Source organism: Catellatospora sp. NPDC049133 (genome assembly GCF_040648455.1).
Lineage (GTDB): Bacteria > Actinomycetota > Actinomycetes > Mycobacteriales > Micromonosporaceae > Catellatospora > Catellatospora aurea.
Window position 1 is genome coordinate 56,298 of record NZ_JBEZDT010000023.1, and the last position, 25,572, is coordinate 81,869.

General features: G+C 70.9%; 26 protein-coding genes. 17 read left to right on the forward strand and 9 right to left on the reverse strand.

What is annotated here, in order from left to right; all coding sequences use genetic code 11:
- Positions 1 to 57: 57 nt before the first annotated feature.
- On the forward strand, positions 58 to 1,485 hold the full coding sequence (locus AB0B35_RS25085; protein ID WP_361049393.1) for a glycosyltransferase 87 family protein: 1,428 nt from the start codon (positions 58 to 60) through the stop codon (positions 1,483 to 1,485).
- 79 nt (positions 1,486 to 1,564) lie between these two features.
- Here the strand turns inward: AB0B35_RS25085 and AB0B35_RS25090 are convergent, their stop codons facing one another.
- Positions 1,565 to 3,445, reverse strand: coding sequence for a hypothetical protein (locus AB0B35_RS25090; protein WP_361049395.1), 1,881 nt, complete (start codon positions 3,443 to 3,445; stop codon positions 1,565 to 1,567).
- A 10-nt stretch (positions 3,446 to 3,455) separates the two neighbouring features.
- On the reverse strand, positions 3,456 to 4,241 hold the full coding sequence (locus AB0B35_RS25095) for a deoxyribonuclease IV (RefSeq protein ID WP_361049397.1): 786 nt from the start codon (positions 4,239 to 4,241) through the stop codon (positions 3,456 to 3,458).
- Positions 4,242 to 4,422: 181 nt separating this feature from the next.
- Between AB0B35_RS25095 and AB0B35_RS25100 the strand changes: the two genes are divergently transcribed.
- The 5 genes from AB0B35_RS25100 (at position 4,423) to rplI (ending at position 7,399) form a co-directional block, all read left to right on the forward strand.
- On the forward strand, positions 4,423 to 5,262 hold the full coding sequence (locus AB0B35_RS25100; RefSeq protein WP_361049399.1) for a hypothetical protein: 840 nt from the start codon (positions 4,423 to 4,425) through the stop codon (positions 5,260 to 5,262).
- A 476-nt stretch (positions 5,263 to 5,738) separates the two neighbouring features.
- Positions 5,739 to 6,029, forward strand: coding sequence for a 30S ribosomal protein S6 (gene rpsF / locus AB0B35_RS25105; protein ID WP_120317645.1), 291 nt, complete (start codon positions 5,739 to 5,741; stop codon positions 6,027 to 6,029).
- Positions 6,030 to 6,127: 98 nt separating this feature from the next.
- A complete protein-coding gene (locus tag AB0B35_RS25110; protein WP_191838515.1) occupies positions 6,128 to 6,643 on the forward strand; it encodes a single-stranded DNA-binding protein in 516 nt (171 codons plus the stop codon).
- Between the two features lie 52 nt (positions 6,644 to 6,695).
- Complete coding sequence (gene rpsR / locus AB0B35_RS25115; RefSeq protein WP_120317647.1) at positions 6,696 to 6,935, forward strand: 30S ribosomal protein S18; 240 nt, start codon at positions 6,696 to 6,698, stop codon at positions 6,933 to 6,935.
- Between the two features lie 14 nt (positions 6,936 to 6,949).
- Positions 6,950 to 7,399, forward strand: a complete 450-nt coding sequence (gene rplI, locus AB0B35_RS25120; protein ID WP_361049401.1) for a 50S ribosomal protein L9 — start codon at positions 6,950 to 6,952, stop codon at positions 7,397 to 7,399.
- 166 nt (positions 7,400 to 7,565) lie between these two features.
- Here the strand turns inward: rplI and AB0B35_RS25125 are convergent, their stop codons facing one another.
- Together AB0B35_RS25125 and AB0B35_RS25130 are read right to left on the reverse strand one after the other, a co-directional pair.
- A complete protein-coding gene (locus AB0B35_RS25125; RefSeq protein ID WP_361049403.1) occupies positions 7,566 to 9,017 on the reverse strand; it encodes a von Willebrand factor type A domain-containing protein in 1,452 nt (483 codons plus the stop codon).
- 169 nt (positions 9,018 to 9,186) lie between these two features.
- Positions 9,187 to 9,837 (reverse strand): hypothetical protein, encoded by a 651-nt coding sequence (locus AB0B35_RS25130; protein WP_361049405.1) that lies wholly within the window; start codon positions 9,835 to 9,837, stop codon positions 9,187 to 9,189.
- A 390-nt stretch (positions 9,838 to 10,227) separates the two neighbouring features.
- Here AB0B35_RS25130 and dnaB point away from each other — a divergent pair, with 390 nt between their 5' ends.
- From dnaB to crcB (AB0B35_RS25150), 4 genes are all read left to right on the forward strand, one after another.
- Complete coding sequence (dnaB, locus tag AB0B35_RS25135; RefSeq protein WP_239120468.1) at positions 10,228 to 11,559, forward strand: replicative DNA helicase; 1,332 nt, start codon at positions 10,228 to 10,230, stop codon at positions 11,557 to 11,559.
- A gap of 16 nt (positions 11,560 to 11,575) precedes the next feature.
- The gene (gene crcB / locus AB0B35_RS25140; RefSeq protein WP_361049407.1) at positions 11,576 to 11,968 is read left to right on the forward strand and encodes a fluoride efflux transporter CrcB; all 393 of its coding nucleotides are present in this window, start codon (positions 11,576 to 11,578) and stop codon (positions 11,966 to 11,968) included.
- On the forward strand, positions 11,950 to 12,273 hold the full coding sequence (locus tag AB0B35_RS25145; RefSeq protein ID WP_361049409.1) for a DUF190 domain-containing protein: 324 nt from the start codon (positions 11,950 to 11,952) through the stop codon (positions 12,271 to 12,273). The genes crcB (AB0B35_RS25140) and AB0B35_RS25145 overlap by 19 nt, the downstream gene beginning before the upstream one ends.
- Before the next feature lie 138 nt (positions 12,274 to 12,411).
- Positions 12,412 to 12,774, forward strand: coding sequence for a fluoride efflux transporter CrcB (gene crcB / locus AB0B35_RS25150; protein WP_361049411.1), 363 nt, complete (start codon positions 12,412 to 12,414; stop codon positions 12,772 to 12,774).
- 15 nt (positions 12,775 to 12,789) lie between these two features.
- Here crcB (AB0B35_RS25150) and AB0B35_RS25155 read toward each other — a convergent pair whose 3' ends face one another.
- Together AB0B35_RS25155 and AB0B35_RS25160 are read right to left on the reverse strand one after the other, a co-directional pair.
- Positions 12,790 to 14,232 carry a glycosyltransferase 87 family protein gene (locus tag AB0B35_RS25155; protein ID WP_361049413.1) on the reverse strand — a complete coding sequence of 481 codons (1,443 nt, stop codon included), beginning with the start codon at positions 14,230 to 14,232 and terminating at the stop codon, positions 12,790 to 12,792.
- 82 nt (positions 14,233 to 14,314) lie between these two features.
- Positions 14,315 to 16,840: an EAL domain-containing protein gene (locus tag AB0B35_RS25160; protein ID WP_361049415.1), complete on the reverse strand. Its 2,526-nt coding sequence runs from the start codon at positions 16,838 to 16,840 to the stop codon at positions 14,315 to 14,317.
- A 303-nt stretch (positions 16,841 to 17,143) separates the two neighbouring features.
- Between AB0B35_RS25160 and moaCB the strand changes: the two genes are divergently transcribed.
- From moaCB to AB0B35_RS25175, 3 genes are all read left to right on the forward strand, one after another.
- A complete protein-coding gene (moaCB, locus tag AB0B35_RS25165; protein WP_361049551.1) occupies positions 17,144 to 18,142 on the forward strand; it encodes a bifunctional molybdenum cofactor biosynthesis protein MoaC/MoaB in 999 nt (332 codons plus the stop codon).
- Between the two features lie 81 nt (positions 18,143 to 18,223).
- Positions 18,224 to 19,411: a molybdopterin molybdotransferase MoeA gene (locus AB0B35_RS25170; RefSeq protein WP_361049417.1), complete on the forward strand. Its 1,188-nt coding sequence runs from the start codon at positions 18,224 to 18,226 to the stop codon at positions 19,409 to 19,411.
- Complete coding sequence (locus AB0B35_RS25175; protein WP_361049419.1) at positions 19,408 to 19,830, forward strand: molybdenum cofactor biosynthesis protein MoaE; 423 nt, start codon at positions 19,408 to 19,410, stop codon at positions 19,828 to 19,830. The genes AB0B35_RS25170 and AB0B35_RS25175 overlap by 4 nt, the downstream gene beginning before the upstream one ends.
- 83 nt (positions 19,831 to 19,913) lie before the next feature.
- On the opposite strand, the gene AB0B35_RS25180 is transcribed toward AB0B35_RS25175, so the two are convergent.
- From AB0B35_RS25180 to AB0B35_RS25190, 3 genes are all read right to left on the reverse strand, one after another.
- The gene (locus AB0B35_RS25180) at positions 19,914 to 21,338 is read right to left on the reverse strand and encodes a glycosyltransferase 87 family protein (RefSeq protein WP_361049421.1); all 1,425 of its coding nucleotides are present in this window, start codon (positions 21,336 to 21,338) and stop codon (positions 19,914 to 19,916) included.
- A 286-nt stretch (positions 21,339 to 21,624) separates the two neighbouring features.
- Positions 21,625 to 22,146: a DoxX family membrane protein gene (locus AB0B35_RS25185; RefSeq protein ID WP_361049423.1), complete on the reverse strand. Its 522-nt coding sequence runs from the start codon at positions 22,144 to 22,146 to the stop codon at positions 21,625 to 21,627.
- A gap of 10 nt (positions 22,147 to 22,156) precedes the next feature.
- On the reverse strand, positions 22,157 to 22,636 hold the full coding sequence (locus AB0B35_RS25190; protein ID WP_361049425.1) for a hypothetical protein: 480 nt from the start codon (positions 22,634 to 22,636) through the stop codon (positions 22,157 to 22,159).
- Positions 22,637 to 22,690: 54 nt separating this feature from the next.
- On the opposite strand from AB0B35_RS25190, the gene AB0B35_RS25195 reads away from it, so the two are divergent.
- From AB0B35_RS25195 to AB0B35_RS25210, 4 genes are all read left to right on the forward strand, one after another.
- Entirely contained in the window at positions 22,691 to 23,449 is a 759-nt protein-coding gene (locus AB0B35_RS25195) for a prepilin peptidase (RefSeq protein WP_361049427.1), read from the forward strand.
- Between the two features lie 399 nt (positions 23,450 to 23,848).
- Positions 23,849 to 24,022, forward strand: a complete 174-nt coding sequence (locus AB0B35_RS25200) for a Flp family type IVb pilin (RefSeq protein ID WP_361049429.1) — start codon at positions 23,849 to 23,851, stop codon at positions 24,020 to 24,022.
- Positions 24,023 to 24,093: 71 nt separating this feature from the next.
- The gene (locus AB0B35_RS25205; protein WP_361049430.1) at positions 24,094 to 24,489 is read left to right on the forward strand and encodes a TadE family protein; all 396 of its coding nucleotides are present in this window, start codon (positions 24,094 to 24,096) and stop codon (positions 24,487 to 24,489) included.
- Positions 24,477 to 25,565: a pilus assembly protein TadG-related protein gene (locus AB0B35_RS25210; protein ID WP_361049432.1), complete on the forward strand. Its 1,089-nt coding sequence runs from the start codon at positions 24,477 to 24,479 to the stop codon at positions 25,563 to 25,565. Before AB0B35_RS25205 ends, AB0B35_RS25210 begins: the two co-directional genes overlap by 13 nt.
- Positions 25,566 to 25,572 lie beyond the last annotated feature (7 nt).

A 25,572-nucleotide genomic window follows, 5' to 3' on the forward strand; every position in this document is an offset into this window, starting at 1 on the left:
CAGGGGGTACGCGGGGCTTGCTGCACTTCCCAGGATTCTGAGGCAGGATGTCGGGCTATGAGTGATGTTCGTGAGCACGTGGTGTCCCCCGCCAGGGAGGACGGCTTCGTCCGGGGCCTGGCCGAGGCGATCGGCGGACCGCGTGGTGAGCATGCCGTGCCCGAGACGCCGCAGCGCGGCGGGCGGTTCTGGACGGCCGCGCGGATCGTGCTCGCGCTCACCTGCCTGACCCTGGCACTGCACTGGGTCCAGAAATCGCCCTGCCGGGACGGCGCCTGGGCGGACTACAAGCAGTACACCCACTTCTGCTACACCGACGTGCTCGCGCTGTACTACGCCGAGCACCTCAACGAGGGCGCGGTGCCCTACGTCGACTACCCGGTGGAGTACCCGGTGCTGACCGGCGCGTTCATGGGCGCGCTGGGCCTGCCGATCCACGCGCTCGGCGAGAAGAACAGCGCGATTCCGCAGGCGACGCTGTTCTACGACACCAACGCGTTCGTGCTCAGCCTGTTCGCCATCGCCACGGTCGCCATGATCCTGTCGCTGCGAAGGCGCAGACCCTGGGACGCGGCACTGTTCGCGCTGTCGCCCGTGTTGCTGGTGACCGCGACGGTCAACTGGGATCTGCTGGCCATCGTGCTGGCGGTGGCCGGGATATGGCTGTGGGCGAAGAAGTATCCGGTCGCGGCGGGGGTGATGCTCGGACTGGGCATGGCGGCGAAACTCTGGCCGGCCTTCCTGTTCCTGCCCATCCTGATCGTCGCCGTGCGCTCGCGGCAGTACGCGGCACTGGTCAACTCGGTAGCGGCAGGGGTGATCGCCTGGCTGGCGGTGAACGTGCCGGTCATGTTGATCAATTTTGAGAACTGGCGGCGCTTCCTCGACCTCAACTCCGAACGCATCATCGACTGGGGCACCTCCTGGTACGTCGGCCGCCACTTCGACCCGTTCGGGCTGGAGCTGTGGAACAACGTCCCGCTGGTGACGAACCTGTCGCTCGCGCTGTTCGCACTGTGCTGCGTGGGCCTGCTCGTGTTCGGCCTGCGGGTGAAGACGCCGCCGCGGCTGGCGCAACTGGCGTTCGTCGTCGTCGCGGTCTTCCTGATCACGAACAAGGTGTGGTCGCAGCAGTTCACGCTGTGGCTGCTGCCCCTGCTGGTGCTGGCCCGCCCGAAGTGGCCGGCGTTCCTGGCCTGGCAACTCGCCGAAGTCTGCTACTTCGTCGCCTTCTACGGCGAGCTGATGGGCGCCTCGGGCAAGCAGGTCTTCCCCGAGTGGGTGTTCGTCTTCGCCTCGATGATGCGGCTGTCCACCGTCATCCTGCTGGTGGTGCTCGTGATCCGGGACATGGTCCGCCCTGAGCTGGACGTGGTGCGGCAGGCGTACGCCGGTAGCGACACCCCCGACCCGGACGGCGGCCCGGCCAACGAGCCGCTGGATGCCGACCCGGCAGCCGCCCGGCCGGTCCCCGCGATCGCCTGAGGGCTCGAAGAGCGCAAGCGAGAGCCCCCGCCACCCGGGATCGTCTCCGGGGTGGCGGGGGCTTCGTCGTGTCCGCCGCCTACGACAGCGTGAAGACCACCGCGTCCGGGGCGTCGGTGCGCTGCACGCCGAGCCCGTCGGCGGGCGCGGTCAGGGCCGGCTCGTACGGCGTGCCCTTGGCCTCCTCGCGAAGCACGAGCACCGTCTTCACCCCGAGTTCGCGCAGCCGGCTCACGCTCGCCTGGTCGGGGAACGTCTTGGTCAGCTCCCGGATCTCGTTGAGCGTGGTGGGGGTGAAGCCGCTGTTGCCGTTGACGATCGGATCCAGCCGGTCCGTCGACCAGACCATCACCTTCATGTCCATCAGCGGGTCGCTGGGCAGCACCAGCATCGGGGCCTGCGCGGTCGCCATGGACGGCGGCTGCAGCGGCACCACCGGGTGCTCGGTCACGTTCAGGCCCTCGGCGATCACCAGCAGCAGCGGCAGGAACGTGGCCAGCCGCAGCAGCGGGTGCGGCCGGGCCGGCACCCGGTCCTCCGACACCGTCTTGGCCTGCTCGACGAACGCGGTCACCGCTCCGGCGGCCAGGATCGCCAGCAGCAGCGTCGTCCAGATGACCAGCCGCCCGGGGGTGCGGATGCCGCTCCAGCCCGGCAGGATGTCGTACAGGGTCATGTAGCCGGGTCGGCCGCCGAAGAACTTCGTGCCCATCGCCAGGATCACCGACAGCACCACGCCGCTGAACAGCAGCATCCGCTTGCGCAGCGTCCAGGCGGACATGACCAGACCGGCGAAGGCGAGGCCGTACAGCACGAATCCGGGCAGCAGGCTGGTCTCCCCCGCCGCGCCGCCCAGCACCTCCCGCGCTCCGGAGTGCGCCTCCCCCCACGGCATGGACTGGGCGGGGCTGGTGAAGAAGCCCAGGATCGGCGGGGAGTAGAAGCCGACCTCCCAGTCCGAGCGCTCGGCGTACGGGTGCAGCTCCAGGACCTTGAAGTAGGCCAGCGCCATCAGGCCGCCGACCGCGGCGAAGACCAGGCCGCCGACCGCGTCGGCCGAGAACAGCTTCCAGCCGAACGGCTTCGGCTCGCTCCAGACCCACTTGCTGCGCACGAAGTACGTGATCGCGCTGACGAGCACGATTCCCGCCAGCACATACGCGAACGGCAGGCCGATGCCGAAGCCGAGGCTGATCTGCCAGGCGGCGACCAGCCAGCCTGCCAGCGCCCAGCCGGGCTTGCGCAGCTCCGGCCGGTAGCCGTGGCGCAGCGAGAAGCCGTGACCGCGGGCCAGCATGGCCAGCGCCAGGGCGATGCCGCCGACCGACATCACGTGCATGTGCCCGGCCTGGGCCAGTCGCCACGGCGCGTACGCGAAGGCCGCGCCCGCCACGGCGGCCCCGGTCTTGCCCGAGCCGAGCTGCCGGAGCAGCACGTACGCCCCGAAGAAGGCGAGCGCGTGCAGCAGGACGTACATGATGTTGTAGCGGACGAGCGCCGCCTCCAGCCCGGTGCCGAACAGGCCGGCCGGGGCGTAGCCGAGCAGGGTGTCGGAGAAGGCGAAGCTGTACTTCTCCGGGTAGAAGCTGTTCGAGTGCCACAGCTGGGACCAGTCGGTCTTGAGAACGTGCCCGGACCACGCCATCTGCCACGCCTGCAGGGTGGGGTCACCCGTGTCCTGCGGGATCGTGTACGCCGGATAACGCAGGGTGGGCCACGTCATCGCGACGGCGAGCGCCAGCGAGGCGTACGCGGCCAGCGCCCACTCGTGCAGCAGCGCGTAGCGGGTGCCCCGCAGCGCGCGGCGCAGCCGGGTCGGCGTCTCCTCCGCCGTGTCCGGGGCGAAGCGGGCGAAGGCGTCCTCCTCGACCGGCTGCGGCTCGGGTGCGGCGTGGCGAGGGGCAACCGGTTCCTTGACGGCGGTCGGCTCCTTGGCGGGCGCGGCGTCGGTCCCGTTCACAGGTTCCCCTCTACTGGTGTGCGCGCAGGTACGCGATGTCGGCGGACTGACCCTCCACCCCGCCTGGCGTCTCCACCACGGCAGGAGCACCGGCGGCGCGCACCACGGCGGCCACCAGCTCGGGGTCGATCATCCCGGGTTCGTCGTTCATGACTGTCAGATTGTCGTGCCGATCGCGGCCGGAGTCGAATCCGTCTCGTGATCCGTTCGCATGCACGAGATCGATCCGCCCCGTGATGGCCTTCACCCGGTCCACGATGTCGAGCAGCTTCTCGCCGCCCGCGTGGGCGTGGCAGGTGTCCAGGCAGAAGCCCACGCCGAACTCGCCGACCGCGTCCCAGAGCCGGGCCAGCTCGTCGAAGCGCCGCGCGCAGGCGTTGTCGCCGCCGGCGGTGTTCTCGATCAGGACCCGGGTCGGCAGGCCGCCCTTCTCCTGCGCCTGCTGCAGCGCCTTGCGCCAGTTGTCGATGCCGACCGCGACGTCCTCGCCCTTGTTGACGTGTCCGCCGTGCACGATGAGGCCGCTGGCGCCCACCGTGGCCGCCGCGGCGGCGTGCTGGGCGAGCAGTTTGCGGCTGGGAATGCGGATGCGATTGTTCGTCGATGCGAGATTGAGCACATAAGGGGCGTGCACGAAGATCTCCACCGAGCTGGCCCGCAGCGTCTCGGCGTCCGGCCGGGTCTCCGGGGCTTTCCAGCCCTGTGGATCGGCAAGGAAGAACTGCACGACATCGGCGTTGCGCGCGGTCGCCTCAGCTAGTGGATCTTCATAATCGACGTGAGCCCCGATAAGCATTCGACCAGTATTACCGCTCCGCGCGGCGGGCGCTGCGGTCGCATGCGCAACCGGAGCCGGTTTGTTGCGTTGATTTCAATGCCGCACCGTGCTCCCCCAGCCGGGGAACAGCGAGGCGTGCCTCCTCGCCCCCCGCGAGGCGACCGGAATCCGGGGCGCACGCCCCAGGGGGAGATGCGTCATGTCGTACGCCATCCGTCGGCGAGCCGCGGCCTTCGCGGCGGCCGGCCTTCTCGCGGGCCTGCCGCTGCTCGGCGCCAGCCCGGCCGGGGCCGCCGAGCCCGAGGCGGCGCCCGGCGTCAGCTTCAGCGGCGGCGGTTTGGGCCTGCTGCTGTGCGGCTCCAAGCCGGCGACCACGAAGATCACCGTCGCCGCGGAGTCGAAGGTGCGCCTCACCAACGGCCTGGGCCAGGGTGCGACCCTGCAGATCGACGGCAAGGACAGCGCGGACGTCGCCGACGGCGAGACGGTCGAGGTGCAGTTCCACCGCGGCCCGGTCAAGGTCGCCATGGTGCCCGAGTGCCTGCTGAACCTGAACCCGACCTTCGAGCCGCTGACCGTCGAGGTCACCAGCCGCTCGACGTCGACCCCGTCCAGCTCCGGCTCGACCAGCGGGCAGGGCAGCAGCAACAGCGGTTCGACGCCGACCCGCAAGCCGTCCGCGAAGCCCAGCCCGACGAAGGCGGCGAGCCAGCCGGGCACCAGCCGCTCGACCAGCCGCAACGACACGCAGGCGCCGGGGACCGAGGAGCCGAACGTGGCGGATCCCGATGTGACGCTGTTCCCGACTCCTGGCGAGGACGACGAGCAGGCTGGCGGGGTCGAGGAGTCGCCGGCGGCGGTGTCGCTGATCGACAAGGACGGCGACATGCTCAACGCCGACCGGGCGTCCTCCACTTCCCCTGACAAGGGGCCAATCGGACTTCTAGCAATTATCGCGACAGTGTGTGTCGTTGGCGTGTCAGCCGGGGCAATCCGCGCTATTATCGCTCAGCGAGCAACTCGGGCAGAGTTCGCGTAGTATTACAGATACTCCGCGGGGCGCTTCTCTCCAACATCGTCGGTGTGGTCGTTCCTCCCCAGGTCCCACCCAGCAGTTCGGAAAGAGCGCCCCGCGGTCCTCCTCACGAGACGCGGTCACCTGGATCAGGTGGCCGCGTCTCGCCGTCTGTCGACATCCCGACGCCGGCCGCCGCCGTGCTTGATCGTCCGACTTGCCAGGCAATCGGGCGAATCTTGACTGCTCATACGCCCATCTGCCTGGCAAGTCGGGTGATCTCGGCCAGGTCGGGCGGCCGGGTGCCGGCGGGCGTGACGCGGCGGTGGGGCGGCGACGGCGGGCGCGGGCGGGCGACCAGGTAACATGGTCGGGTTCCGTGTGCCGCGGGCAGATCCCGCGGCATTCGCATGGAACGACGCAGACCTCCTGCTACGGACAGTCCGTAGCCGAAGAGGCCGGTCACCGGCCTCGCCAAGCCCATAGGAGGTGAGTACGTCTTGCGTCACTACGAAGTAATGGTGATCCTCGACCCCAGTCTCGAGGAGCGCACCGTTGCCCCGTCCCTGGACACGTACCTCAACGTGATCCGGACCTCGGGTGGTTCGGTCGAGAAGCTCGACGTGTGGGGCCGTCGCCGGCTCTCCTTCGAGATCAACAAGAAGGCCGAGGGCATCTACGCCGTCATCGACCTGCAGGCCACGCCTGCGGCCGTTGCCGAGCTGGACCGCCAGCTGCGACTCAACGAGTCCGTGCTGCGCACCAAGGTCATCCGTCCGGAAGTTCGCTGACCTTCCCGACACCCGCGACGCCCGGACCACTTCACGTGTGCTGTCGCATCCCTGTGGGAACCTTTGCGGCAGAACAAATGTGAACCGAGGAGAAGGTCATGGCTGGAGAAACCACCATCACGGTCATCGGCAATCTTGTCGACGACCCTGAGCTGCGCTTCACCCCGTCGGGTGCGGCTGTGGCGAAGTTCCGTCTCGCTTCGACCCCCCGCACGCTGGACCGCGCGTCCGGCGAGTGGAAGGACGGCGAGCCGCTCTTCCTGTCGTGCAACATGTGGCGGCAGATGGCGGAGAACGTAGCCGAGTCGCTGCAGAAGGGCTCCCGCGTCATCGTCTCCGGACGGCTGCGCCAGCGGTCGTACGAGACGAAGGAAGGCGAGAAGCGCACGGTCTACGAGCTGGAAGTCGACGAGATCGGCCCGTCGCTGCGGTACGCCACGGCGAAGGTGCAGAAGATGTCGCGTTCCGGCGGCGGAGGCGGTGGGGGCTACGGCTCCGGCTCCAGCGGCGGCGGCAACAGCTCCGGCGGCGGAGGCTTCTCCGACGACCCGTGGGCGACGGCTGCTCCCGCAGGCGGTTCGGGTGGCAATTTCGACGACGAGCCACCGTTCTGACAGGTGACCGTGCACGGTCCCCGGTCAGTGGAAACAGACTGAGGTAGAGATCATGGCGAAGGCTGCGGCCCTGCGCAAACCGAAGAAGAAGGTGAACCCTCTCGACAAGGAGGGGATCACCTACATCGACTACAAGGACACCGCGCTGCTGCGCAAGTTCATCTCCGACCGCGGCAAGATCCGCGCTCGGCGGGTGACCGGCGTGACCACGCAGCAGCAGCGGCAGATCGCCCGTGCGGTCAAGAACGCCCGCGAGATGGCGCTCCTGCCGTACACCACCACCGGTCGCTGAGAGGAGGGCACCTGATGAAGATCATTCTGACGCACGAGGTGTCCGGTCTCGGCACTCCCGGCGACATCGTTGAGGTCAAGGACGGCTTCGGCCGTAACTACCTGCTCCCTCAGGGTTTCGCGATCCTGTGGACCAAGGGCGCCGAGAAGCAGGTCGAGTCGATCAAGCGGGCCCGCGGGGCTCGTGAGGTCCGCGACCTGGGCCACGCCAACGAGATCAAGTCGCAGCTCGAGGGCCTGAAGGTCACCCTGTCGGCGCGTGCCGGCCAGGGCGGCCGTCTGTTCGGCTCCGTGACCGCGACCGAGGTCGCCGAGGCGGTCAAGACCGCCGGCGGTCCGACGCTGGACAAGCGCAAGATCGAGCTGCCGTCGGCGATCAAGTCGACCGGTGGCTACACGGTGCAGATCAAGCTGCACCCGGATGTGACCGCCAAGTTCAACCTGAACGTGGTCGCCGCCAAGTAAGACCCCGTAACACCCGGCAGGCCCCCGGACCACTCGGTCCGGGGGCCTGCTGCCGTCCCACCCACTCCACCCCGCCGGGCCAGCCCGAACCGGCCCGCAACCCTTGGGCGATCCGGCCGGGCTCATGACCGCGACTCGTTAAGAGTTGCGGCAGGGGTGGGGCTGGTCAGGACAGGCGCTGGGCGGTGTGGATGAGGTCGGCGAGGTCGTCGACCGGGCGTTCGTCGAGGCGGTCGGCGGCGTCGTCGGCGATCTTCGCGAGGTCGGCCAGGTTCACGGCGCGGGCACCGTCACCGCCGCGCAGTGCCACGGCGAAGAAGGCGGCCGCGTAGCAGACCTTCAGCCGGGGGTCGGCCGAGGCGAACTCCCCGGTCAGGTCACCGGCCGCGATCGACTCGTACGTCTCGGAGGGCTGCTTCGTGCTCGGGTCCAGCCACCGCACCCGCACCTCCGCGATCCGGCCCGTCGCGCCCGGCTTGAGCCGCACCAGGTAGAGGGCGGTCACCGAGTGCCCCGGGCCGACCTCGCCGCCGTCGACCCGGTCGTTGCGGAAGTCCTCGTCGGCTACCTGCCGGTTCTCGTACCCGACCAGCTCGTACGACGCGACGGTCGCGGCGTCGAATTGGACCTGCGCCTTCGCGTCCAGCGCGCGCAGCGCCAGCGTCGCGGGCAGCCGCCGCACGAAGACGTCCCGGGCCTGGCGGCGCTCGGAGACGTACACCACGAATCCGTCGCCACGGTCGGCCAGCCGCTCCATCAGTTCGTCGCCGTAGTCGCTGCCGACCCCGACGCCGAGCAGCGCGATCTGCTTGTCGGCCTCCTCGCGGACCTGGCGCAGCAGCCGGTCGGCATCGGTGGTGCCGGTGTTGGCCAGACCGTCCGACAGCAGGATGACCCGATTGCTGGAGCCCGTACGGAAGCCGTCGCGCGCGGTCTCGTACCCGGTGACCAGGCCGTCGCCGAGGTTGGTGCTGCCGCCTGCCCGCAGCGAGTCGATGGCGTCGTGCAGCCGCTGCTTCTCGGCGACCCGGGTCATCTCGCGTACCACTTTGGCGCGGTCGTTGAAGGTCACGATCGCCACCGCGTCGCTGGGCCGCAGTTGGTCGATGAGCGTGTGCAGGGCATCCTGCACCAGGTCGAGTCGGTCGGGGTCGGCCATGGAGCCTGACACGTCGATGACGAAGGTGAGCGCGGCATCCTTGCGCTGCTCGCTGTCCTCACCGCGGGTCTGCAGGCCGATGCGCAGCAGCCGGGTGTCACCGGAGGCCTCGTGCGAGGCGGGCAGCCGCGTGCCGTCCACGTGCACGGCGAAGCCGTCGCCCTTCGGCTGCGGGTAGTGCTGGTCGAAGGAGTTCACGAACTCCTCGGGCCGCACGGTGTCCGGGTCGGGCCGCCGGCCGTCGCGCAGGCGGCCGGCGGTGTAGCCGTACGAGGCGGTGTCCACGTCTAGCGCGAAGGTGGACAGGTCGTCGCGCGACGGGCGCTGCGGTCCGGTCTCGTTCTGCGCGCCGTCGCCCCGGCTGGGTGGATGTGGGGAGCTGTTCGGCGCGTCGCTGGAACCGCAGCCGGCCAGGGCGAGCAGGGCGCAGACGACTACGGCGGAGCTTCTCAGTCTCATCGGGACCTCCCGTGAAGCCGGTCCGGGCCGGGTGATTCCGGCCGGGTCGGATACCGGACTTCATGGGAAGCGCGTTGATGATCATTTACCGCTTCCGTGGCATACCTGAGATGAAAGCGGAACCGGTCGTGACCAAACCGTGCGCTCGCCGTGATCTGGCGAGAACGCCTCAGATGATGCTGAGCAGGACAGTCGTCGCGCCGCCGGCCACCACGGCGGAGCAGAAGCCGATCGTGGCCGGACGCCAGCTGTCGCTCGCCCAGCGCAGCACCGCCGCCATGGCGAGCGCGCCGAGCAGCGCCAGACCCCAGCGCGGTGACCCGGCGATGAGGTCGCCGAGCGCGGCCGACCGCTCCGACTCGCAACCGCCGAGCCCGGCGGCCACGCAGGCGGGGTCGGACCGGCCGGAGAGCAGCAGCGCGCGCACGATCAGCACCACCAGCGGCACGGCGTAGAAGCCGGCGGCCCACAGCAGCGCGGTCCAGTAGTCGCGTTCGGTGCGGGACGGCTCGTCGTAGCCGGTGCCGTAGCCCTGACGCGTCTCCGGGGTGTGGAGGTTGGCGAGGTTGTCCGGCCAGCGGTCGTCGTAGCCGTCGTAGTTCTCGCCGGTGACGTACGTGTGGAAGCCGGCGTCGGCGGCCTGGCCGTAATCCGCGGACTGGCCGTAGTCGTCGGCGGTGCCGTACCGGTCGACGGCGTTGCGCTGCCGGGGGATGGTGGGGTCCGACGGCCCCGGCCAGCCGCCCGCCCGCACGTTGGGCGCGGCAGGCGGCTGCGCTCCCCAGCCGTCGTGCTGTGACGACCAATCCGGATATCCCACGGTCGGAGCCTGGCGGAGACCGATATCTCAGGCAATCCCCCGAACCGGCGAGAATAGGCAACTGGCGATCTTATGACCCGCGCCACGCCAGATAAAAATCTTGCAAAGAATCTTGTTTGCACAGCCTGTGTGAAGTGAAATCGCAGGTCAAGGCGTTATCCACAGCCTGTGGGGGAAAGTTGTCCACAGGCTGTGCACAGGGTCCCCCACAGGCTGGGGCGGGTTGTCCACAGGTTGCCCCCAGTCTCGTCCCCGCGGGTGTTTGTGCGGGGTGATTCACGCGCCTAGGGTCAATCGAATCGGGTTGTGAGGGGAGGCGCCGTGACATCGGTCGGGGACGGCGTACGCGGGCAGTTCACCGCGGTCCAGGCAGCCCCGGCGGCCGAACAGGTGCCCTTCGAGAAGACCCCTCCGCAGGACGTCGCCGCGGAGCAGTGCGTGCTCGGCGGCATGATGCTGTCCAAGGACGCCATCGCCGACGTCGTCGAGATCCTGCGGGCGAACGACTTCTACCGCCCCGCCCACTCCACCATCTTCGACGCCGTGCTCGGCCTCTACGGCCGAGGCGAGCCAGCCGACGCGATCACCGTCGCGGCGGTGCTGGAGAGCGCGGGCGACCTGGCCCGCATCGGCGGTGCGCCGTACCTGCACACGCTCATCTCGACAGTGCCCACCGCGGCCAACGCGTCCTACTACGCACGCATCGTCAGCGAGCGCGCGGTGCTGCGCCGCCTGGTCGAGGCCGGCACGAAGATCGTGCAACTGGGCTACGGCTCCGCGGCCGGCTCGGGCCGCGACGTCGACGACGTCGTGGACCTCGCCCAGCAGGCGATCTACGACGTGACCGAGCGCCGGGTCAGCGAGGATTTCGCGATCCTCGCCGACATGATCCAGCCGACGCTGGACGAGATCGAGGCGGTCGGCGCGGCCGACGGCAGCATGCGCGGCGTGCCGACCGGCTTCAGCGACCTGGACCGGCTGCTGAGCGGCCTCCAGCCCGGCCAGCTCATCATCGTTGCCGGGCGGCCCGGTCTGGGCAAGTCAACTGCGTCAATGGACTTCGCTCGCCACGCCGCGGTTCGCGCCGACATGGCCAGCGCCATCTTCTCGCTGGAAATGTCGAAGACCGAGATCGTGATGCGTCTGCTGTCGGCGGAGGCGCGGGTGCCGCTGCACGTGCTGCGCTCCGGGCAGCTGTCCGACGACGACTGGACCAAGCTCGCCCGCTGCATGGGCGAGATTTCCGAGGCGCCGATCTTCGTCGACGACACGCCCAACATGAACCTCATGGAGATCCGGGCCAAGGCGCGCCGCCTCAAGCAGCGGCACAACCTGAAGCTGATCGTCGTCGACTACCTCCAGCTGATGAGCTCGCCCAAGAAGACCGAGAGCCGCCAGCAGGAGGTCTCGGAGCTGTCGCGTGGCCTGAAGCTGCTGGCCAAGGAGGTCGAGTGCCCGGTGATCGCGGTCAGCCAGCTGAACCGTGGCCCCGAGCAGCGCACCGACAAGCGGCCGCAACTGTCCGACCTGCGTGAGTCCGGCTCCATCGAGCAGGACGCCGACGTCGTGATCCTGCTGCACCGCGACGACTACTACGACAAGGAGTCGCCGCGCGCGGGCGAGGCCGACTTCATCGTGGCCAAGCACCGTAACGGCCCCACTGACACCATCACCGTCGCCGCGCAGCTGCACTTCTCGCGCTTCGTGGACATGGCGATCTGACCGCAGGCCAGTCGGCATGCGCAGGCAGTGGGACGTGCTCGCGGTGATCTCCGCGGGCGGTGTGCTCGGCGCGCTGGCCCGCTACGCGGTGAGCCGGCTCCTGCCGCCCTCCCCCACCGGGTTCCCATGGGGGATCTTCCTGGTAAACGTCACCGGCTGCCTGCTCATCGGGGTGCTGATGGCACTGGTCGCGCACGTCTGGCCGGGGCGGCGGCTGCTGCGGCCGTTCCTCGGCACCGGCGTGCTGGGCGGGTACACCACCTTTTCCACCTATACCGTCGACATCGTGCGGTTGGCGGACGCCGGAGCGGTCGCGGTCGCGGCGGTGTATCTGGTGGGCACGCTGCTGGTCGCGTTGCCGGCGGTGTACGGCGGGATGGTGGTGACCCGATGGCTGGTACGACGGTGAACGGTCTGCGCCTGACGATCCTGGTCGGCGAGGGCGACCGGTGGCGGCACCGCCCGATGTACACCGAGATCGTGCACCGGGCGCACGCGGCCGGGCTGGCGGGCGCGTCGGTGCTGCGAGGCGTCGAGGGATTCGGCACGCACTCGCGCATCCATACCGACCGGTTGCTGTCGCTGGCCGAGGAACTGCCCATGATGGTCGTCATCGTCGACGCGGAGGAGCGTATCCGCGGTTTCCTGCCGCAGCTGGCCGAACTGAGCCTCGAAGGCCTGGTCATGCTGGACCCGGTCGAGGTGCTGCGGTGAGCGAGTCTCGCGAGCGAATCCGGCGGGCTGGGGCGCACCGTGACGACGAGCGGAGCGGGGAGGAACGGTGAGCGAGTCTCGCGAGCGAACCCGGCGGGTTCAGGCCCACCGTGACGACGAGCAGAGCGAGGAGGAGCGGTGACCGTGTTGCTGGTGGCGCTCGGGGCGGCCGTGGGCGCGCCGCTGCGCTACCTGGTGGACCGTGCGGTGCAGGCGCGGCACGACGCGGTCTTCCCGTGGGGAACGCTGACCGTGAACGTGGCGGGTTCGCTGATCCTCGGCCTGCTGACCGGCGCGGCGCTGGCCGGGGCCGTGCCGGGCAGTGTGACGGCGCTGCTGGGCACCGGGTTCTGCGGCGCGCTGACGACCTACTCCACCTTCGGGTACGAGACGGTCAAGCTCGTCGAGACGGGCAGCTTCGGCCAGGCCTTCGCCAACGTCGCCGTCAGCGTGGCGGCCGGGCTCGCCGCCGCCGCGGCCGGCTACGCCCTGACGGCTTGACGCCGTGGGGCCGGGTCAGCCCACATTCGGGTGATCATGAGTTTGTGCCCGCGACACGCCGCCGAACCGTGCCATAAGTTCATGATCGACGGGAGGGGGTGGGCGGAGGGGGAGGGACCAGAGGGCGAGGGCGGCGGGGTAGAGGAGGTAGCCGAAGCGGGTGGCGGGCAGCAGGATGATGGCCGCGAGCAGGCCGGTGGCGGTGATGAGGGCCGCCGCGCCGGCGTCGCGGGGCGGGCGGCGCAGCAGCCACAGGCCGACGGCCAGGCCGGCGAGCGCGAGCAGGGCCAGCGCGACGAGCCGTCCACCGGGGACGTGCTGGGCGATCAGGTAGCCGAGCAGGGGTGATGCGGCAGGGCTGGTGACCAGGCCGTGGCCGGTCGGGAAGCGGATCACGTTCTCCACGAAGGCGGCCGGGTCCACCAGCAGCGCCGGGGCCAGCGTGAGCAGGGGCAGACCGGCCGCGCCCACGGCGTAGCGGCCGCCCGACCTGCGGACCAGGGCGTACGCGCCGAGCACCAGCGCGACGGGCCAGGCGAGCAGCTTCATGGCCGCCGCCGCGCCGATCGCCACGCCCGCCCAGCCGAACCGGTCCCGGGCCGCGAGCGCGAACGCCAGCAGGCACAGCGCGAGCACCGGCAGGTCGTCGCCGCCGGTGGCCAGGGTCAGCGCGCACAGCGGCAGCACGGTCGCGGCCTGTACGGCGCGCACGAGCAGCGCGTCGCGGGTGGTGCTGCCGTCCCGCAGCAGCCGTGCCGCCAGTGCCACGACGAGCACGGTGACCAGCGCGAACCAGATCCGCGCGTCGGTCCACCAACTGTCGCCGAAGACCGCGCGGGGCAATCCGAACACGGCCATCCCCGGCTGGTACGGCGTGTATCCGAGCAGCGGTTCGGGCAGCGCGGCGATGCCCTCGCGGCCGAGGTAGGGCGTACCGGTGTCGAGCAGGCGCCGCGCCGACTCCTCGACGACGAGCACCTCCTCCTGCGCCCGCCCGCTCATCCCGCCCGCCCGCGCTACCGCCTGCGCGACGAGCGGCACCAGCGTCACCGCCACCCACGCCCCGACCGTCACCCAAGCCCGCGCGACCTCCCCGCTCCCCCGTGCCGTCCGGTCCCGGACCGCGCCGGTCAAGATCGTCGGAGTTGCCTGGCACTCGTGCGTATCTTGGGCGCGCTTTGACCCACCTGCCCGGCAAGTCGAGTGATCATGAGCGCGGCGGCGCAGGAGGAGCTGGATGAGGACGGCCAGGGTCGCGGCGGCGTAGCCCCAGACGGCGACCGCGCCCCAGGCACGGTGCGAGGCGAGCGTAGAGCCGGCCGCGGTGGACCAGGCGAACAGCGCGGACAGGGCATACAGGCCCAGGTCGGCGGCGAGTCCACCTGCGGCGAGGTCGAGCGATCGCCAGATCCGGCCCGGTGTGCCGCGGACACCGCGGTCCCCGGCCCTGCTGCTCACGCCGGGATCCCGGGGTGCGCGGCTCGGACAGGGGGCACCGTGCCGGTCATCCGCTCGTTCATGCGGAGGAGTCTGACACCCGCTAGCCGCCGTTGCTGCCGGTGGTGCCCGAAGCGCGGGGGGTGCGGCCCGGGCTGCGCTTGGCCGGCATGCGCACCACTGCGTTCGGGTCGTGCAGCGGAGGGGCCAGCCGGACGGGGCCGTCGTCCGCGCTGATCAGCGCGAGGACCTCTTCGATCGGCATCGGCTTGGCGAACAGGTGACCCTGTCCGGCGGTGCAGCCCAGGTCCCAGAGCATGTGCCGCTGGCTGTCGCGCTCCACGCCCTCGGCGACAACCAGCAGGTCGAGGTGGCGGCCCAGTTCCAGGTGGGAGCGGACCACGGCCGCGGCGCTGGGGGTGTTCTCCATCTGCGTCACGAACGAGCGGTCGATCTTCAGTTCCTTGGCGGGCACCCGGGACAGCACCGACAGCGAGGAGTATCCGGTGCCGAAGTCGTCCAGCGCGATCATGCAGCCCAGTTCGGCCAGTTCGGCCAGCACCTTGTCCACGATGTCCAGCTGGCTGACGGTGTGCGACTCGGTCAGCTCCAGCACCAGCGCGTCGCCGGGCAGGCCGTGGTCGTCCAGCCGCCGGGTCACCAGTGCGGGCAGCCGGCGGTCGAGCAGGCTGCGCGGGGAGATGTTCACTGCCACCGGCCACCGGCAGCCCAGCTCGCGCCAGCGTGCCGCCCCGGCCAGCGCCTGGTCGAGCACGGCGTCGGTGAACGCGGTGAGCAGGCCGGATCGCTCGATGGAGCCGAGGAAGCTGCGCGGGTCGACCATGCCCTTGTCCGGGTGCTGCCAGCGGGCCAGCGCCTCGGCGCTGATCGGCTCGCCGCTGGCCAGGTCGACGATGGGCTGGAACTGGAGGATGAACTCCTTCTCCGCCACCGCCCGCGGCAGCATGCCGCCGACGACGAGCCGGGCCCGGTCGGCGGTGTCGTTGTCGGGGGCGTACGCGGCCACCGAGCGTCCGGTGCGCTTGGCCTGGTACATCGCGATGTCGGCCCGGCGCAGCAGCTCGACGAAGCCGCCCTCGCACGGCCCGGTGGCCACCCCGGCGCTGGCCGACACGACCAGCGGCATGCCGTCGACGTCGACCGGCTCGTGCAGCGTGGAGAGCAGGTGCTCGGCCTGGTAGAGGGCGAGCGCGGGGGCGGGCAGGTTGCGCAGCAGCACCGCGAACTCGTCCCCGCCGAGCCGGGTGACCAGTGTCTCGTCGCCCGCGGCCGCCGACAGCCGCTGCGCGACCGCGATGAGCACCTGGTCGCCCGCGCCGTGGCCGAGGGCGTCGTTGACGTCCTTGAAGTGGTTGAGATCGAGCACCAGCAGCGCGGTCACGCCGCGCCCGCCGCGCTTGCGGTCGAGGGCGTCCTCGGTGTCCAGTTGCAGCCGCCGCCGGTTGGGCAGCCCGGTGAGCAGGTCGTGGGTGGCATCGTGCTGGTGCTGTCCGGCCATCTGCTCCAGCTGGGCGTACGAGGCCGCGTTGCGGATCGCCGTGCACAGCGCGCCGGCGAACGCCCGCAGGGTGAACTGCTCCCGCTCGGACAGGGCGACCGGGACCTGGAAGCACAGCCGCAGCTCGCCGACGCGCTCGCCGTCGTTGTCGCCGATCAGCGGGACGACGGCCGTGGTCGCCTCGTCCGCCGGGGACTGATCGGGCCGACCGTGGTAGGTGATGGCGCTCTGGGTGCCGTGGACCGACTGCTGCACGCCGTCGAGGCATACCTCGATCTCGACCCGGTCGGCGGAGAACAGGCGCGCGCCGTTGCGGACGGCGGTGTGCAGCACGGTTTCCATCTGCACGACGTTCATGGCGTCGGTGGCCTCGGCCAGTTGCTGCCAGGCCAGCCGCTCGGCCCGAGCGCGCAGGCGGCCGCGATAGGTCAGGTGCAGGCTGAACACGATCGCCGGAATGGCGATGAGCAGCTGCGGCTCGGCCCCGAGCACGGCGAGCGTGAGCACGGCAACGGCGAACCGCACGAACGCCGAACCGAGGCGCAGGTCCAGGTCGGCGAGGAAGCGGTCGCGCATGCTCGTGCCGGTCGCCAGCGCGATCACCGGAATGATCGTCATCTCGTCGGCGATCAGGGCGGCGAGGTAGGCCAGCGCCAGCGGGCCCAGGTGCTCCAGCGGCGGATCAGCGGCACCGCCTGCCAGGGCCAGGGTCACCGCCGCGACGGCGCAGTTGACGATGCCCTTGGCCACGCCGAAGACGAACTTGATCGGCGGCAGTTTGCGGGTGGACTTCTCAATGGTGATGCCGACGGCGGCGCAGAGCACCGCCCACTGCGGCGGCAGCAGCACCGCTGCGATCAGCAGTGCTGAGTCTGCCCAGGTCACGTCCAGGTTGTTGGATCCCACCCGCACTCGCACCGAGGTCAGCGAGGCGAACGTGATCAAAGCGGTCAGCGCGACGGCCTGCAGGGCCGTGCGGGAGTCGACCCCGCTGCTCGCCGCGGTGCCGACGGCGACTAGCACCACGGCACCGGCGATGAGCGCGACGAAACGAACAAGCAGCTTGAGCTGCTGGTCGGCCTGCTGTGGAGCAGGGGTCTGGCTGGCCACGTCGGACCTCTTCCGTCAGAGACAGATGGTCGTGAGTGTGGACAGCCTAAGCGATTGTCAGTGCCACTCGAAGGTGCGCATCTCCGACTCCTTTCCACTCGACCCCTGTGCTTGCCAACGTCTGATGCAGAGCGTAGTTTCTGCACGGTCGATTTCTAGTGGTGCATTCACATTTCAAATAACTATGGCGATTTATCACGTTTGGTGGTGGGTCGCCTACGCATAGTGTTCGCTTCCAGTGTTCGCCCAGGAAGCAACTAGGCTCATGTCGTGACAGAAGGAACAGCTCCCTCCTCACCTCAGCTGACTCATGTGGACTCCCGCGGGGAGGCCCGGATGGTCGACGTCGCGGGCAAAGAGATCACGCTGCGTGTCGCCGTCGCGGCGGGTCGCGTCGTCACCACGCGTGACGTGCTCGATCTCCTGCGCGGGCGGGGCGTGCCGAAGGGCGACGCGCTCGGCGTGGCGCGGCTCGCCGGCATCATGGCCGCCAAGCGCACCCCTGATCTCATTCCGCTGTGCCATCCCATTGCCATCCACGGCGTCACCGTGGACCTCACCGTCACTGACGACGGGGTGGACATCCAGGCGACCGTTCGCACCGCCGACCGTACCGGTGTCGAGATGGAGGCTCTGACCAGCGTCGCGGCGGCCGGTCTCGCGCTCATCGACATGATCAAGGCAGTCGATCCCGCGGCGGTGATCGACGGCGTGCGGGTGCTGCGCAAGGAGGGCGGCAAGACCGGCCTCTGGGAGCGCGGAGCCATGCCCGCGGTTTCCCGGCCGGACCCCGGGCCAAACCTCGGTGCGCCGAAGGTCCGGGTCATCGTCGCCTCGACCAGGGCGGCAACCGGGGTGTACGAGGACCGGGGCGGCCCGCTGCTCGCGGACGGCCTGCGCGCGTTCGGCTGCGAGGTGGCCGACGTGGTGGTCGTGCCCGACGGCGAGCCGGTGCGCCAGGCGCTGCGAGCGGCCCTGGCCGAGCGGCCCGACGCGATCGTCACCACGGGCGGCACCGGCATCAGCCCGACCGACCGCACCCCCGACATCACCCGTGAACTCGTCGACTACGAGGTCCCCGGCATTGCCGACGCGGTGCGCGGCAGCGGAGCGACCCCGCTCGCCGCGCTCTCCCGCGGCGTCGCCGGGGTCTCCGGACGGACCCTCGTGGTCAACCTGCCCGGCTCCACCGGCGGGGTCCGCGACGGGCTCGCCGTGCTGGCGCAGGTGCTCCCCCACGCCGTGGAACAGCTGCGCGGCGCGGACCATCCGGCATCAGCCGGCACCGGCACACAGGTCTAGGGTTCAGAGCATGAGCGAGCGCGGCGGAGCGAATCAAGTGCTCCCGGGTCATGCTGACGCTGCGCGCAGCGAGGAGGAAGCATGACCGCGCCTGAGGACTGGGTGTCGGCCCGCCGCGCTGTGCACGCCGCGGGCTGGCGGGCGCAGCTCGCCCCGGTCACCGTGCCGCTGGCCGAGGCCGACGGGCTGACCCTGGCCACCGCCCTGGCGCCGCGCAGCGACCTGCCGGCGTTCCCCACGTCGAGCGTCGACGGCTGGGCGCTGCGCGGGCGGGGCCCATGGCGGGTCACCGGCCGCGTGCTGGCCGGCAACGTGCCCGCGCCGCTGTCCGGTGACGGGGTCGCGGTCGAGATCGCGACCGGGGCCATGGTGCCGGAGGGGACCGAGGCCATCCTGCGGGTCGAGCACTCGACGCGCAGCGGCGACCTGGTCGACGGCACCCCGAAGGCCGAGCGGGAATGGCGGATGCCGGGCGAGGAGGCCCGCGCCGGCGAGCCGCTGCTGCCCGCGGGCACGCCGGTCACCCCGGCGGTGATCGGCCTGGCCGCCTCCTGCGGGCATGACACGCTGCCGGTGCGTCCGGCCCCGCGGGCCGCCATGCTGGTCTTCGGCGACGAGCTGCTCACCTCGGGACCGCCGGCCGACGGCCGTATCCGCGACGCGCTGGGCCCGGCCGTGCCGGCCTACCTGCGCCGGCTGGGCGTGGTCTGCGAGCCCCCGCCGGCACCGATCAAGGACACCCTCGACGCGCACGTCAAGGCGCTGCGGGCGGTCCTGGAGAGCGGCGTCGACCTGGTCTGCACCACCGGCGGCACCATGCACGGCCCGGTCGACCACCTGCATCCGGCGCTGGCCGAGCTGGGCGCGTCGTACGTGGTGAACACGGTGGCGGTACGGCCCGGCTTCCCGATGCTGATCGCCGCGGTGCCGCACGGCGGGCGCACCCGTTTCGTCGCCGGGCTGCCCGGCAACCCGCAGTCGGCCGTGGTGGCGCTGGTGTCCCTGGTGGTCCCGCTGCTGGCCGGGCTGGCCGGTCGGCCCGAGCCGGCGTTGCCACAGGTCACCCTCGGCGAGCCGGTGCCGGGCCGCGGTGACTACACCCATCTGGCGCTGGTACGGATCGACCCGGTCGACGGCCTCGCCCGGCCGGTGTCCCACGTGGGATCGGCGATGCTGCGCGGCCTGGCCGGCGCGCAGGGGTTCGCCGTGATCCCGCCCGGCGCCACCGGCCGCGCCGGTGACACCGTCGAACTGGTGGAGGTGCCGTGAACCGGGTCGTGCTGGCCGAACTGACCACCGATCCGCTGGACGTGGCGGCGCACGAGGCGGCCGTGGCGGACCCCCGGGCGGGGGCGGTGGTCAGCTTCGCGGGAGTGGTGCGCGACCACGACCACGGCCGGTCCGTGGCGACGCTGACCTACGAGTCGCACCCGAGCGCCGCCGACGTGCTGCGCGAGGTGGCACAGGAGCTCGCCGACGACCCCGACGTCTATGCCGTGGCGGTGTCCCACCGGTACGGCCCGCTGAAGATCGGTGACGTCGCGCTGGCGGCGGCGGTCTCCACCGCGCACCGCGCGGCGGCCTTCAACGCCTGCGCCCGCCTCGTGGACCTGGTCAAGCAACGCCTGCCGATCTGGAAGCACCAGACCTTCACCGACGGCACCGACGAGTGGGTCAACTGCCCCTGACGCCGTGTTGTGCGAAAGGTGCGCAAAAACAGGGAAACTGCTGCTTCCGTGAAGCTGGAAGCAGCAGTTTCCCTGAAACTGCGTCAGCGCTCGGCCTGCGCGCCCGCGGTCGCGGGCTCCTTGCGGGTCGGGACGACGGGGGCGGGGCGGGTGGCGGGCAGGCGTGGGCCGGTGTTGCCGCCGAACGCCGGTTCGGCGCCGGGGCGGGACGGCAGTGCCGCGACCAGTGCGATCAGCGCGATGGCGAGCGAGTTCTCGGCCAGCATGCCGAACAGGCCGTCGGCGTAGTGCGACACCGCCGGGAGCTGGTGCTCGTACGGCCAGATCGGCGAGATCAGGAACAGCAGGTAGAGCGCGATCGCCGCACCCGCGTGCCGTGCGCCGACCAGCGCCGGGAACCAGATCGGCTCGCGCAGCCCCGGCGTGGACCGCCCGCGGGCCGCCAGCCCGCGGCTGGCCGCCCGGCGGCGCAGCGCCTGATCGGCGAGCGCGACGACGGCCGGCACGACCCATACCAGGTGGTGCGTCCAGGAGATCGGGCTGACCACGTTCGCGGTCAGGCCGACCAGGGTGAACGCGATCAGCTCGTCGCCCTCGGCGTGCGCCGCCGCGGCGCGGGTCAGCCCCACGGCGAGCAGCACCAGCGCGAACGCGATCCAGAGCACGCTGGGCGCGGTCGCGGTGTCGTACAGCCGCGACAGCAGCCCCGCCAGGGACTGGTTGGGGGTCATGTCGGCGACGCCGACCCGCTCGGTCTGGAAGATCACGTGTCCCCAGTACAGCGCGGACTCGTGCGGGACGATCACCCATGCGGCGGCGGTCGCGATCAGGCCCGACAGCGTGGCCGTCAGCGCGGCCCGCCACTGCTTGCTGACCAGGAAGTACACGATGAACAGCGCGGGCGTCAGCTTGATCGCCATGGCGATGCCGACACCGACGCCGGCCCAGCGCCAGCCCTTGCGCAGCGCCACCAGGTCCGCCATGATCACCGCGAACAGCAGCAGGTTCACCTGGCCGAAGCCGAGCGTCTCGCGCACCGGCTCGATCGCGGCGAACAGCGGCAGTGCGACGGCGACGGTCAGCCAACGCGGCCAGCCGCACCGGTCGGCGACGGGGATCAGCAGCGCGGCGAGCACGACACCCAGCGCGACCAGGCCGAAGAACAGGTTGAACAGTCCCGCGGCGGCAGGTGTCAGCGCTGCCATGGGCAGCATCAGCAGGGCCGCGAACGGCGGGTAGGTGAACCCGAGCGTCGTGTCAGGTGCGATGAACTCGTACAGCTCGCCGCCGCCGCTCCACCACACCACCGCGCCGTGATAGATCTTCATGTCGAAGAAGTCGTACCACCGTCCGAAGTTCTGCTCCGTCACCCAGGCGGCGTAGCAGATGGCGGCGACGATGCCGACCCGGACGAGCGTGCGACGATCCCACTGGGGGGATCTCCAGTCACGGATGATTCGGGGGGTCCTGGTGAGGCGGGGCAGACTGCGCACGCCGCGTGCCGGCATGGCGTCGCCACCTCCTTTTAGGGGTCGGGTCTCGGTAGCCCGTTCGTGTCTGCTGAGCAGCCTAGAACGGCGCACCACTCCAGTACCTCCCGTGTTACCCGACCGTGTCCGATCCCACACGACTTTGCGACATTTCTAGCTGGTTAACGCAGCCTGCGAAGTTAAGGTGATTGGCGTCACACTGGTACCTCTGGCTGCGAAAACGCACGCTCTGTATGTCGCAACGGCACGGACCGGGGCGAAGAAACGCCGATGTCTGGGCGGCTCACCCCGCCCCTACCCGGGATCAGCCGAGATGTAACTGCGTCGACGCCTTCTCCTGAGCCTTGCGCAACGACTTCTTCGCCGACTTCTGCGCGTCGTGCACGGCCTTGCGCCCTCGCCAGCCCAGGCTCGGCGAGCCGGCGGTGTCCACGGCGGCCAGCAGCAGCCCCGCCAGCAGACCGAGATTCTTGGCGAAATGCACCATCTCGTTGTTGCGCTGCTCAGGGTTCTCGATCCGCCAGAACGGATGGCCGACCACCGTGGCGGGGATGAGGGTGCCCGCCAGCAGGGCCGCGGCGGGCCGGGGCGCGGTGCCGGTGGCAAGCATCGCACCGGCTACCACCTGGACGCCGGCGTTCATCCGGACCAGCGTCTTGGTCTCCGTGGGCAGCCGTGGGTCGACGGCTTCCAGCAGCGGCACGACCTGCTCCGCGAGGGGTTCCGCCTTGACGGCGTACCGACCGGGTTTCAGCAGCGCCTGCGCGCCGGCCGCGATGAACAGCCCGCCGAGCATGGCCCGAGCGACCCCTCGTACTGGTCTCATACCACCATTATCAAGGACGTTCGCCCATGCACAGGACGAAATCCAAACCCTCCAGTTCGCTGTCGAAGAAGTAGTGGTAGCGGTAGTCCTTCACACCGGCGCACTCCCCGGTGTCGCTGGTCGCGTCGAATCGCGCCAGCACCTCCAGCGCGCCCGGCGCGCATTCGCTCAGCACGAGTTCGGGTTCCTTCTCGGTGCCCTGGTTGGCCACGCAGTCACCCGGCTGGGCGAACCGCGCGGTGCGCGGTGGGCCGGAGGGGGTCGCGGTGGCGACCGGGATCGGCGGGGCGTCGGAGCCGAACGGGTTCGGCACGATCTTGAGCGCGACCAGCACGCCCACGAAGATCACCAGGGACGCTGCCAGCAGCGCGATGCCGATGACGGCGGGGCCTCGGCCGCCCATGCGTGGCCGGGGTGGGGCCTGCACGATCGGCAGCAGCTCGGTCGGCTGCGCCAAGGGCTCGGGCGGGTATCGGTCAGGGGTGTGCAAAGCATGGCTCCGCGGGGACGAGATCGGGGTGCGTGCCAAGGTACCGTGCGCGACATGCCCCTCGATTCCTCCGTCACGATGTTGTCATTGGCCGCGGGTGCATTCTTCGGCGCGGTGACGCCACGGGTGGCCTACCGGTTGTCGGTGGCCTGGGGCGAGCCCGCGCTGCCCGGCTGCGCGGCATGCGGGCAGGCGTTCGCCGCCGGTCCGGCCGGCTGGTGGCGGTTCGCGGCGCGCTGCGCCTCCTGCGGGGTACGCCAGGGGCCGAGTCCCTGGTGGACGGTCCCGGTGGGGGCGCTGGCAGCCGGGGCGACCGCGGCGAGCCTCGCGGGCCACGGCTGGGCGCTGGCCGCCGGGCTGCTGCTGAGTGTCGCCGGGGTGCTGCTGGTGGCGATCGACCTGGCGGTGCAGCGGCTGCCCGACCCCATCGTGTGGCGGCTGGCGGTGGCCGTCGCGGTGCTGCTGGCGCTCGCGGCCGCGACCGGCGGCGGCTGGTCGGCGTACGGCAGGGCGCTGGCCGGCGGCGCGGCACTGCTGGGCGCGTTCGGGCTGCTGGCGCTGCTGACCGGCGGCCAGATCGGACTCGGCGACGCGAAGGTCGCGGGGGTCTCCGGACTGCTGCTCGGCTGGCTGGGCTGGGGCGCGGTGCTGTTCGGAGGCCTGCTGGCCCTGCTGCTGAACGGGGCCGTCGCCGTCGTGCTGCTGGCTCTGCGGCGGGTGACCTGGCGCGGCTCGCTGCCGATGGGCCCCGCGCTGCTGGGTGGCGTCCTGCTGGCCCTGGTCGCGGCCGGCGAGCTGGCGCAGGTGTCCTGAGCAGGGCGAAGTCTCACCCGAACGGGCGATCCGGCCGGCGAGTGTCGGCAAGCCGACTGTGCCCCGCCGACGTGGGCGCAGGCATTTCGGAGGCCTGGCCGGACGGCACCGCAGCCTGTCCGTTTAGCGACTTTTAGACGAGCTATGACATAGGCCGATCATGCGAGGTCTGTCGTGCGCGGGCTGTCGCTGTCCGGCGGATGCCGATTTCACGATCACGTTGGGTGTTCGGCTGATCGCCTTCGGCGGGCACCTCGATCGCGACGTGACGCTGACATGACATAGGAGTGACGGGCTGTAGCTCACTGGGCAGGCTCCCAGGAGTCGGCCGCTCGGCCGGCAGCTGTCGTGGACCGGCCGCCTGGCGCGGATCGGCCGTTGCTGGGGGTGCACTCGCACATGCTCAAGCTCATCACCAAGACCCAGGCCGCCTGGGCGAACCGTGACCGTGGCGCCACCGCCGTCGAGTACGGACTGATCGTGGCCCTGATCGCGGCCATCATCGTCGGCATCGTCACGACTCTCGGCACCGACATCCGGGCCGCCTTCACGACCGTCGTCAACGCCATCTAGGTCCGCGCAGTGGCAGGGCCGGCCCGACGCGGGCCCTGCCACCACGTCCCGGGAAGAGGTGCGAGGCAGCCATGACAAGGCGCGACCGTGGCGCGGCGGCGGTGGAGATGGCTCTCATGCTGCCCCTCCTGCTGCTGCTCGTGTTCGGCATCATCGACTTCGGGCGGATGCTGAACACCCAGATCAGGGTGACCGAGGCGGCCAGGGAAGGCGCGCGGGCGGTCACCATCACCAACGCCAACTCCGCCGCGGCCCCGAGGGTCAGCGCGGTGCTCGGGTCCACCCCGGTCGCGGTGACCGTCACGAATCCGTGCGGCAGCGCCGGCTCCACCGCCGACGCGCGCGTCCGGGTGGAGCACACGTTCACCTTCGTCACCCCGATCTCGGGCCTGGCCGCGCTCTTCGGCGGTTCCGGCTACGGAACGGTGCGGCTGGACGCGACGGGAGTCATGCCATGCCGCTCCTGAACCGGCCCGACCGGGGCGCCGCCACCACCATCGTCACCATCCTGCTGGCCGGCGGGGTGCTGCTCGGCATGACCGCGCTGGTCGTGGACGTCGGACGCCTCTACGTCGAGCGCGAGGACCTGCAGTCCGGCGCGGACGCCGCGGCCATGGCCGTCGCCCTCGACTGCGCCCGCCGCAACGACCCGGCCCGCGACGCCGAATGCCGGGCCGCGGCCGGCACCACGTCGGCGTACGCGAACAGCAACGCCGCCGACGGGGTGAGCGGCTACCGCTACGTCTGCGGCTCGGACTCCCGCCTGCCCACCTGCACCGGCACCGGGCAGGGCAACCTCACCGACTGCCTGGGCGAGCGCCCGACGGACGTCTCCTGGGCGGAGGTGCGCACCCGCACCGAGGTGCCGGGCGGCAGCCTCATCCTGCCGCCGGTCTTCGCCCAGTCGCTGGCCGGCGGATACAACGGCACCACCGTCGAGGCGTGCGCCCGGGTGGGCTGGGGCCCGCCCGCGGGCGGCTTCGCGCTGACCTTCTCGCTGTGCGAGTACCTGGACGCGGTAGGCGCGGGCGACTTCGTCACCGGGGTGCCCACGGCCGGCGACGAGCGGGTGCTGCACGTGCACGGCCACCCGGACGCCAACCCGTGCAACTCCGGCCCGTCCGGGTCCAACCTGCCCGGCGGGTTCGGCTGGACGGACCACGACTCGTCCTGCCTCACCACGATCACCGGCGGCACGTACGGGTCGGACCCGGGCAACGGCACGCCCAACGACTGCAAGGACGACCTCACCGCACTGATCGACGCGCGCCGCGCGGTCGGCATCCCGATCTTCGAGTACGTCACGAACAACGGCAACAACGGCGTCTACACCCTCCGCGGGTTCGCCGCCTTCGTGGTCACCGGCTACCGGCTGGCCGGCATGAGCCCGCGCGACCGCGAGTCCTGGCTCAGCGGCGGCAGCCCGTGCCGCGGCAACGACGACTGCGTCTACGGCTACTTCACGAACGCGGTCGTCGAGTGGACCGGATCGTTCGGCACCTCCTCCAGTCTCGGCGCGACGGTCGTCAAGACCATCGGCTGACCCCGTA

Bases quoted from the DNA above. Each gene is read 5' to 3' on its own strand.
- AB0B35_RS25170 (WP_361049417.1), top strand. From the start codon at position 18,224: ATGACCGCGCCTGAGGACTGGGTGTCGGCCCGCCGCGCTGTGCACGCC.
- AB0B35_RS25205 (WP_361049430.1), top strand. From the start codon at position 24,094: ATGACAAGGCGCGACCGTGGCGCGGCGGCGGTGGAGATGGCTCTCATG.
- rplI (WP_361049401.1), top strand. From the start codon at position 6,950: ATGAAGATCATTCTGACGCACGAGGTGTCCGGTCTCGGCACTCCCGGC.
- AB0B35_RS25085 (WP_361049393.1), top strand. From the start codon at position 58: ATGAGTGATGTTCGTGAGCACGTGGTGTCCCCCGCCAGGGAGGACGGC.
- AB0B35_RS25110 (WP_191838515.1), top strand. From the start codon at position 6,128: ATGGCTGGAGAAACCACCATCACGGTCATCGGCAATCTTGTCGACGAC.
- AB0B35_RS25200 (WP_361049429.1), top strand. From the start codon at position 23,849: ATGCTCAAGCTCATCACCAAGACCCAGGCCGCCTGGGCGAACCGTGAC.
- AB0B35_RS25180 (WP_361049421.1), bottom strand. From the start codon at position 21,338: ATGCCGGCACGCGGCGTGCGCAGTCTGCCCCGCCTCACCAGGACCCCC.
- rpsR (WP_120317647.1), top strand. From the start codon at position 6,696: ATGGCGAAGGCTGCGGCCCTGCGCAAACCGAAGAAGAAGGTGAACCCT.
- AB0B35_RS25145 (WP_361049409.1), top strand. From the start codon at position 11,950: ATGGCTGGTACGACGGTGAACGGTCTGCGCCTGACGATCCTGGTCGGC.
- AB0B35_RS25100 (WP_361049399.1), top strand. From the start codon at position 4,423: ATGTCGTACGCCATCCGTCGGCGAGCCGCGGCCTTCGCGGCGGCCGGC.
- AB0B35_RS25095 (WP_361049397.1), bottom strand. From the start codon at position 4,241: ATGCTTATCGGGGCTCACGTCGATTATGAAGATCCACTAGCTGAGGCG.
- AB0B35_RS25125 (WP_361049403.1), bottom strand. From the start codon at position 9,017: ATGAGACTGAGAAGCTCCGCCGTAGTCGTCTGCGCCCTGCTCGCCCTG.
- crcB (WP_361049407.1), top strand. From the start codon at position 11,576: ATGCGCAGGCAGTGGGACGTGCTCGCGGTGATCTCCGCGGGCGGTGTG.
- AB0B35_RS25195 (WP_361049427.1), top strand. From the start codon at position 22,691: ATGCCCCTCGATTCCTCCGTCACGATGTTGTCATTGGCCGCGGGTGCA.
- AB0B35_RS25185 (WP_361049423.1), bottom strand. From the start codon at position 22,146: ATGAGACCAGTACGAGGGGTCGCTCGGGCCATGCTCGGCGGGCTGTTC.
- AB0B35_RS25210 (WP_361049432.1), top strand. From the start codon at position 24,477: ATGCCGCTCCTGAACCGGCCCGACCGGGGCGCCGCCACCACCATCGTC.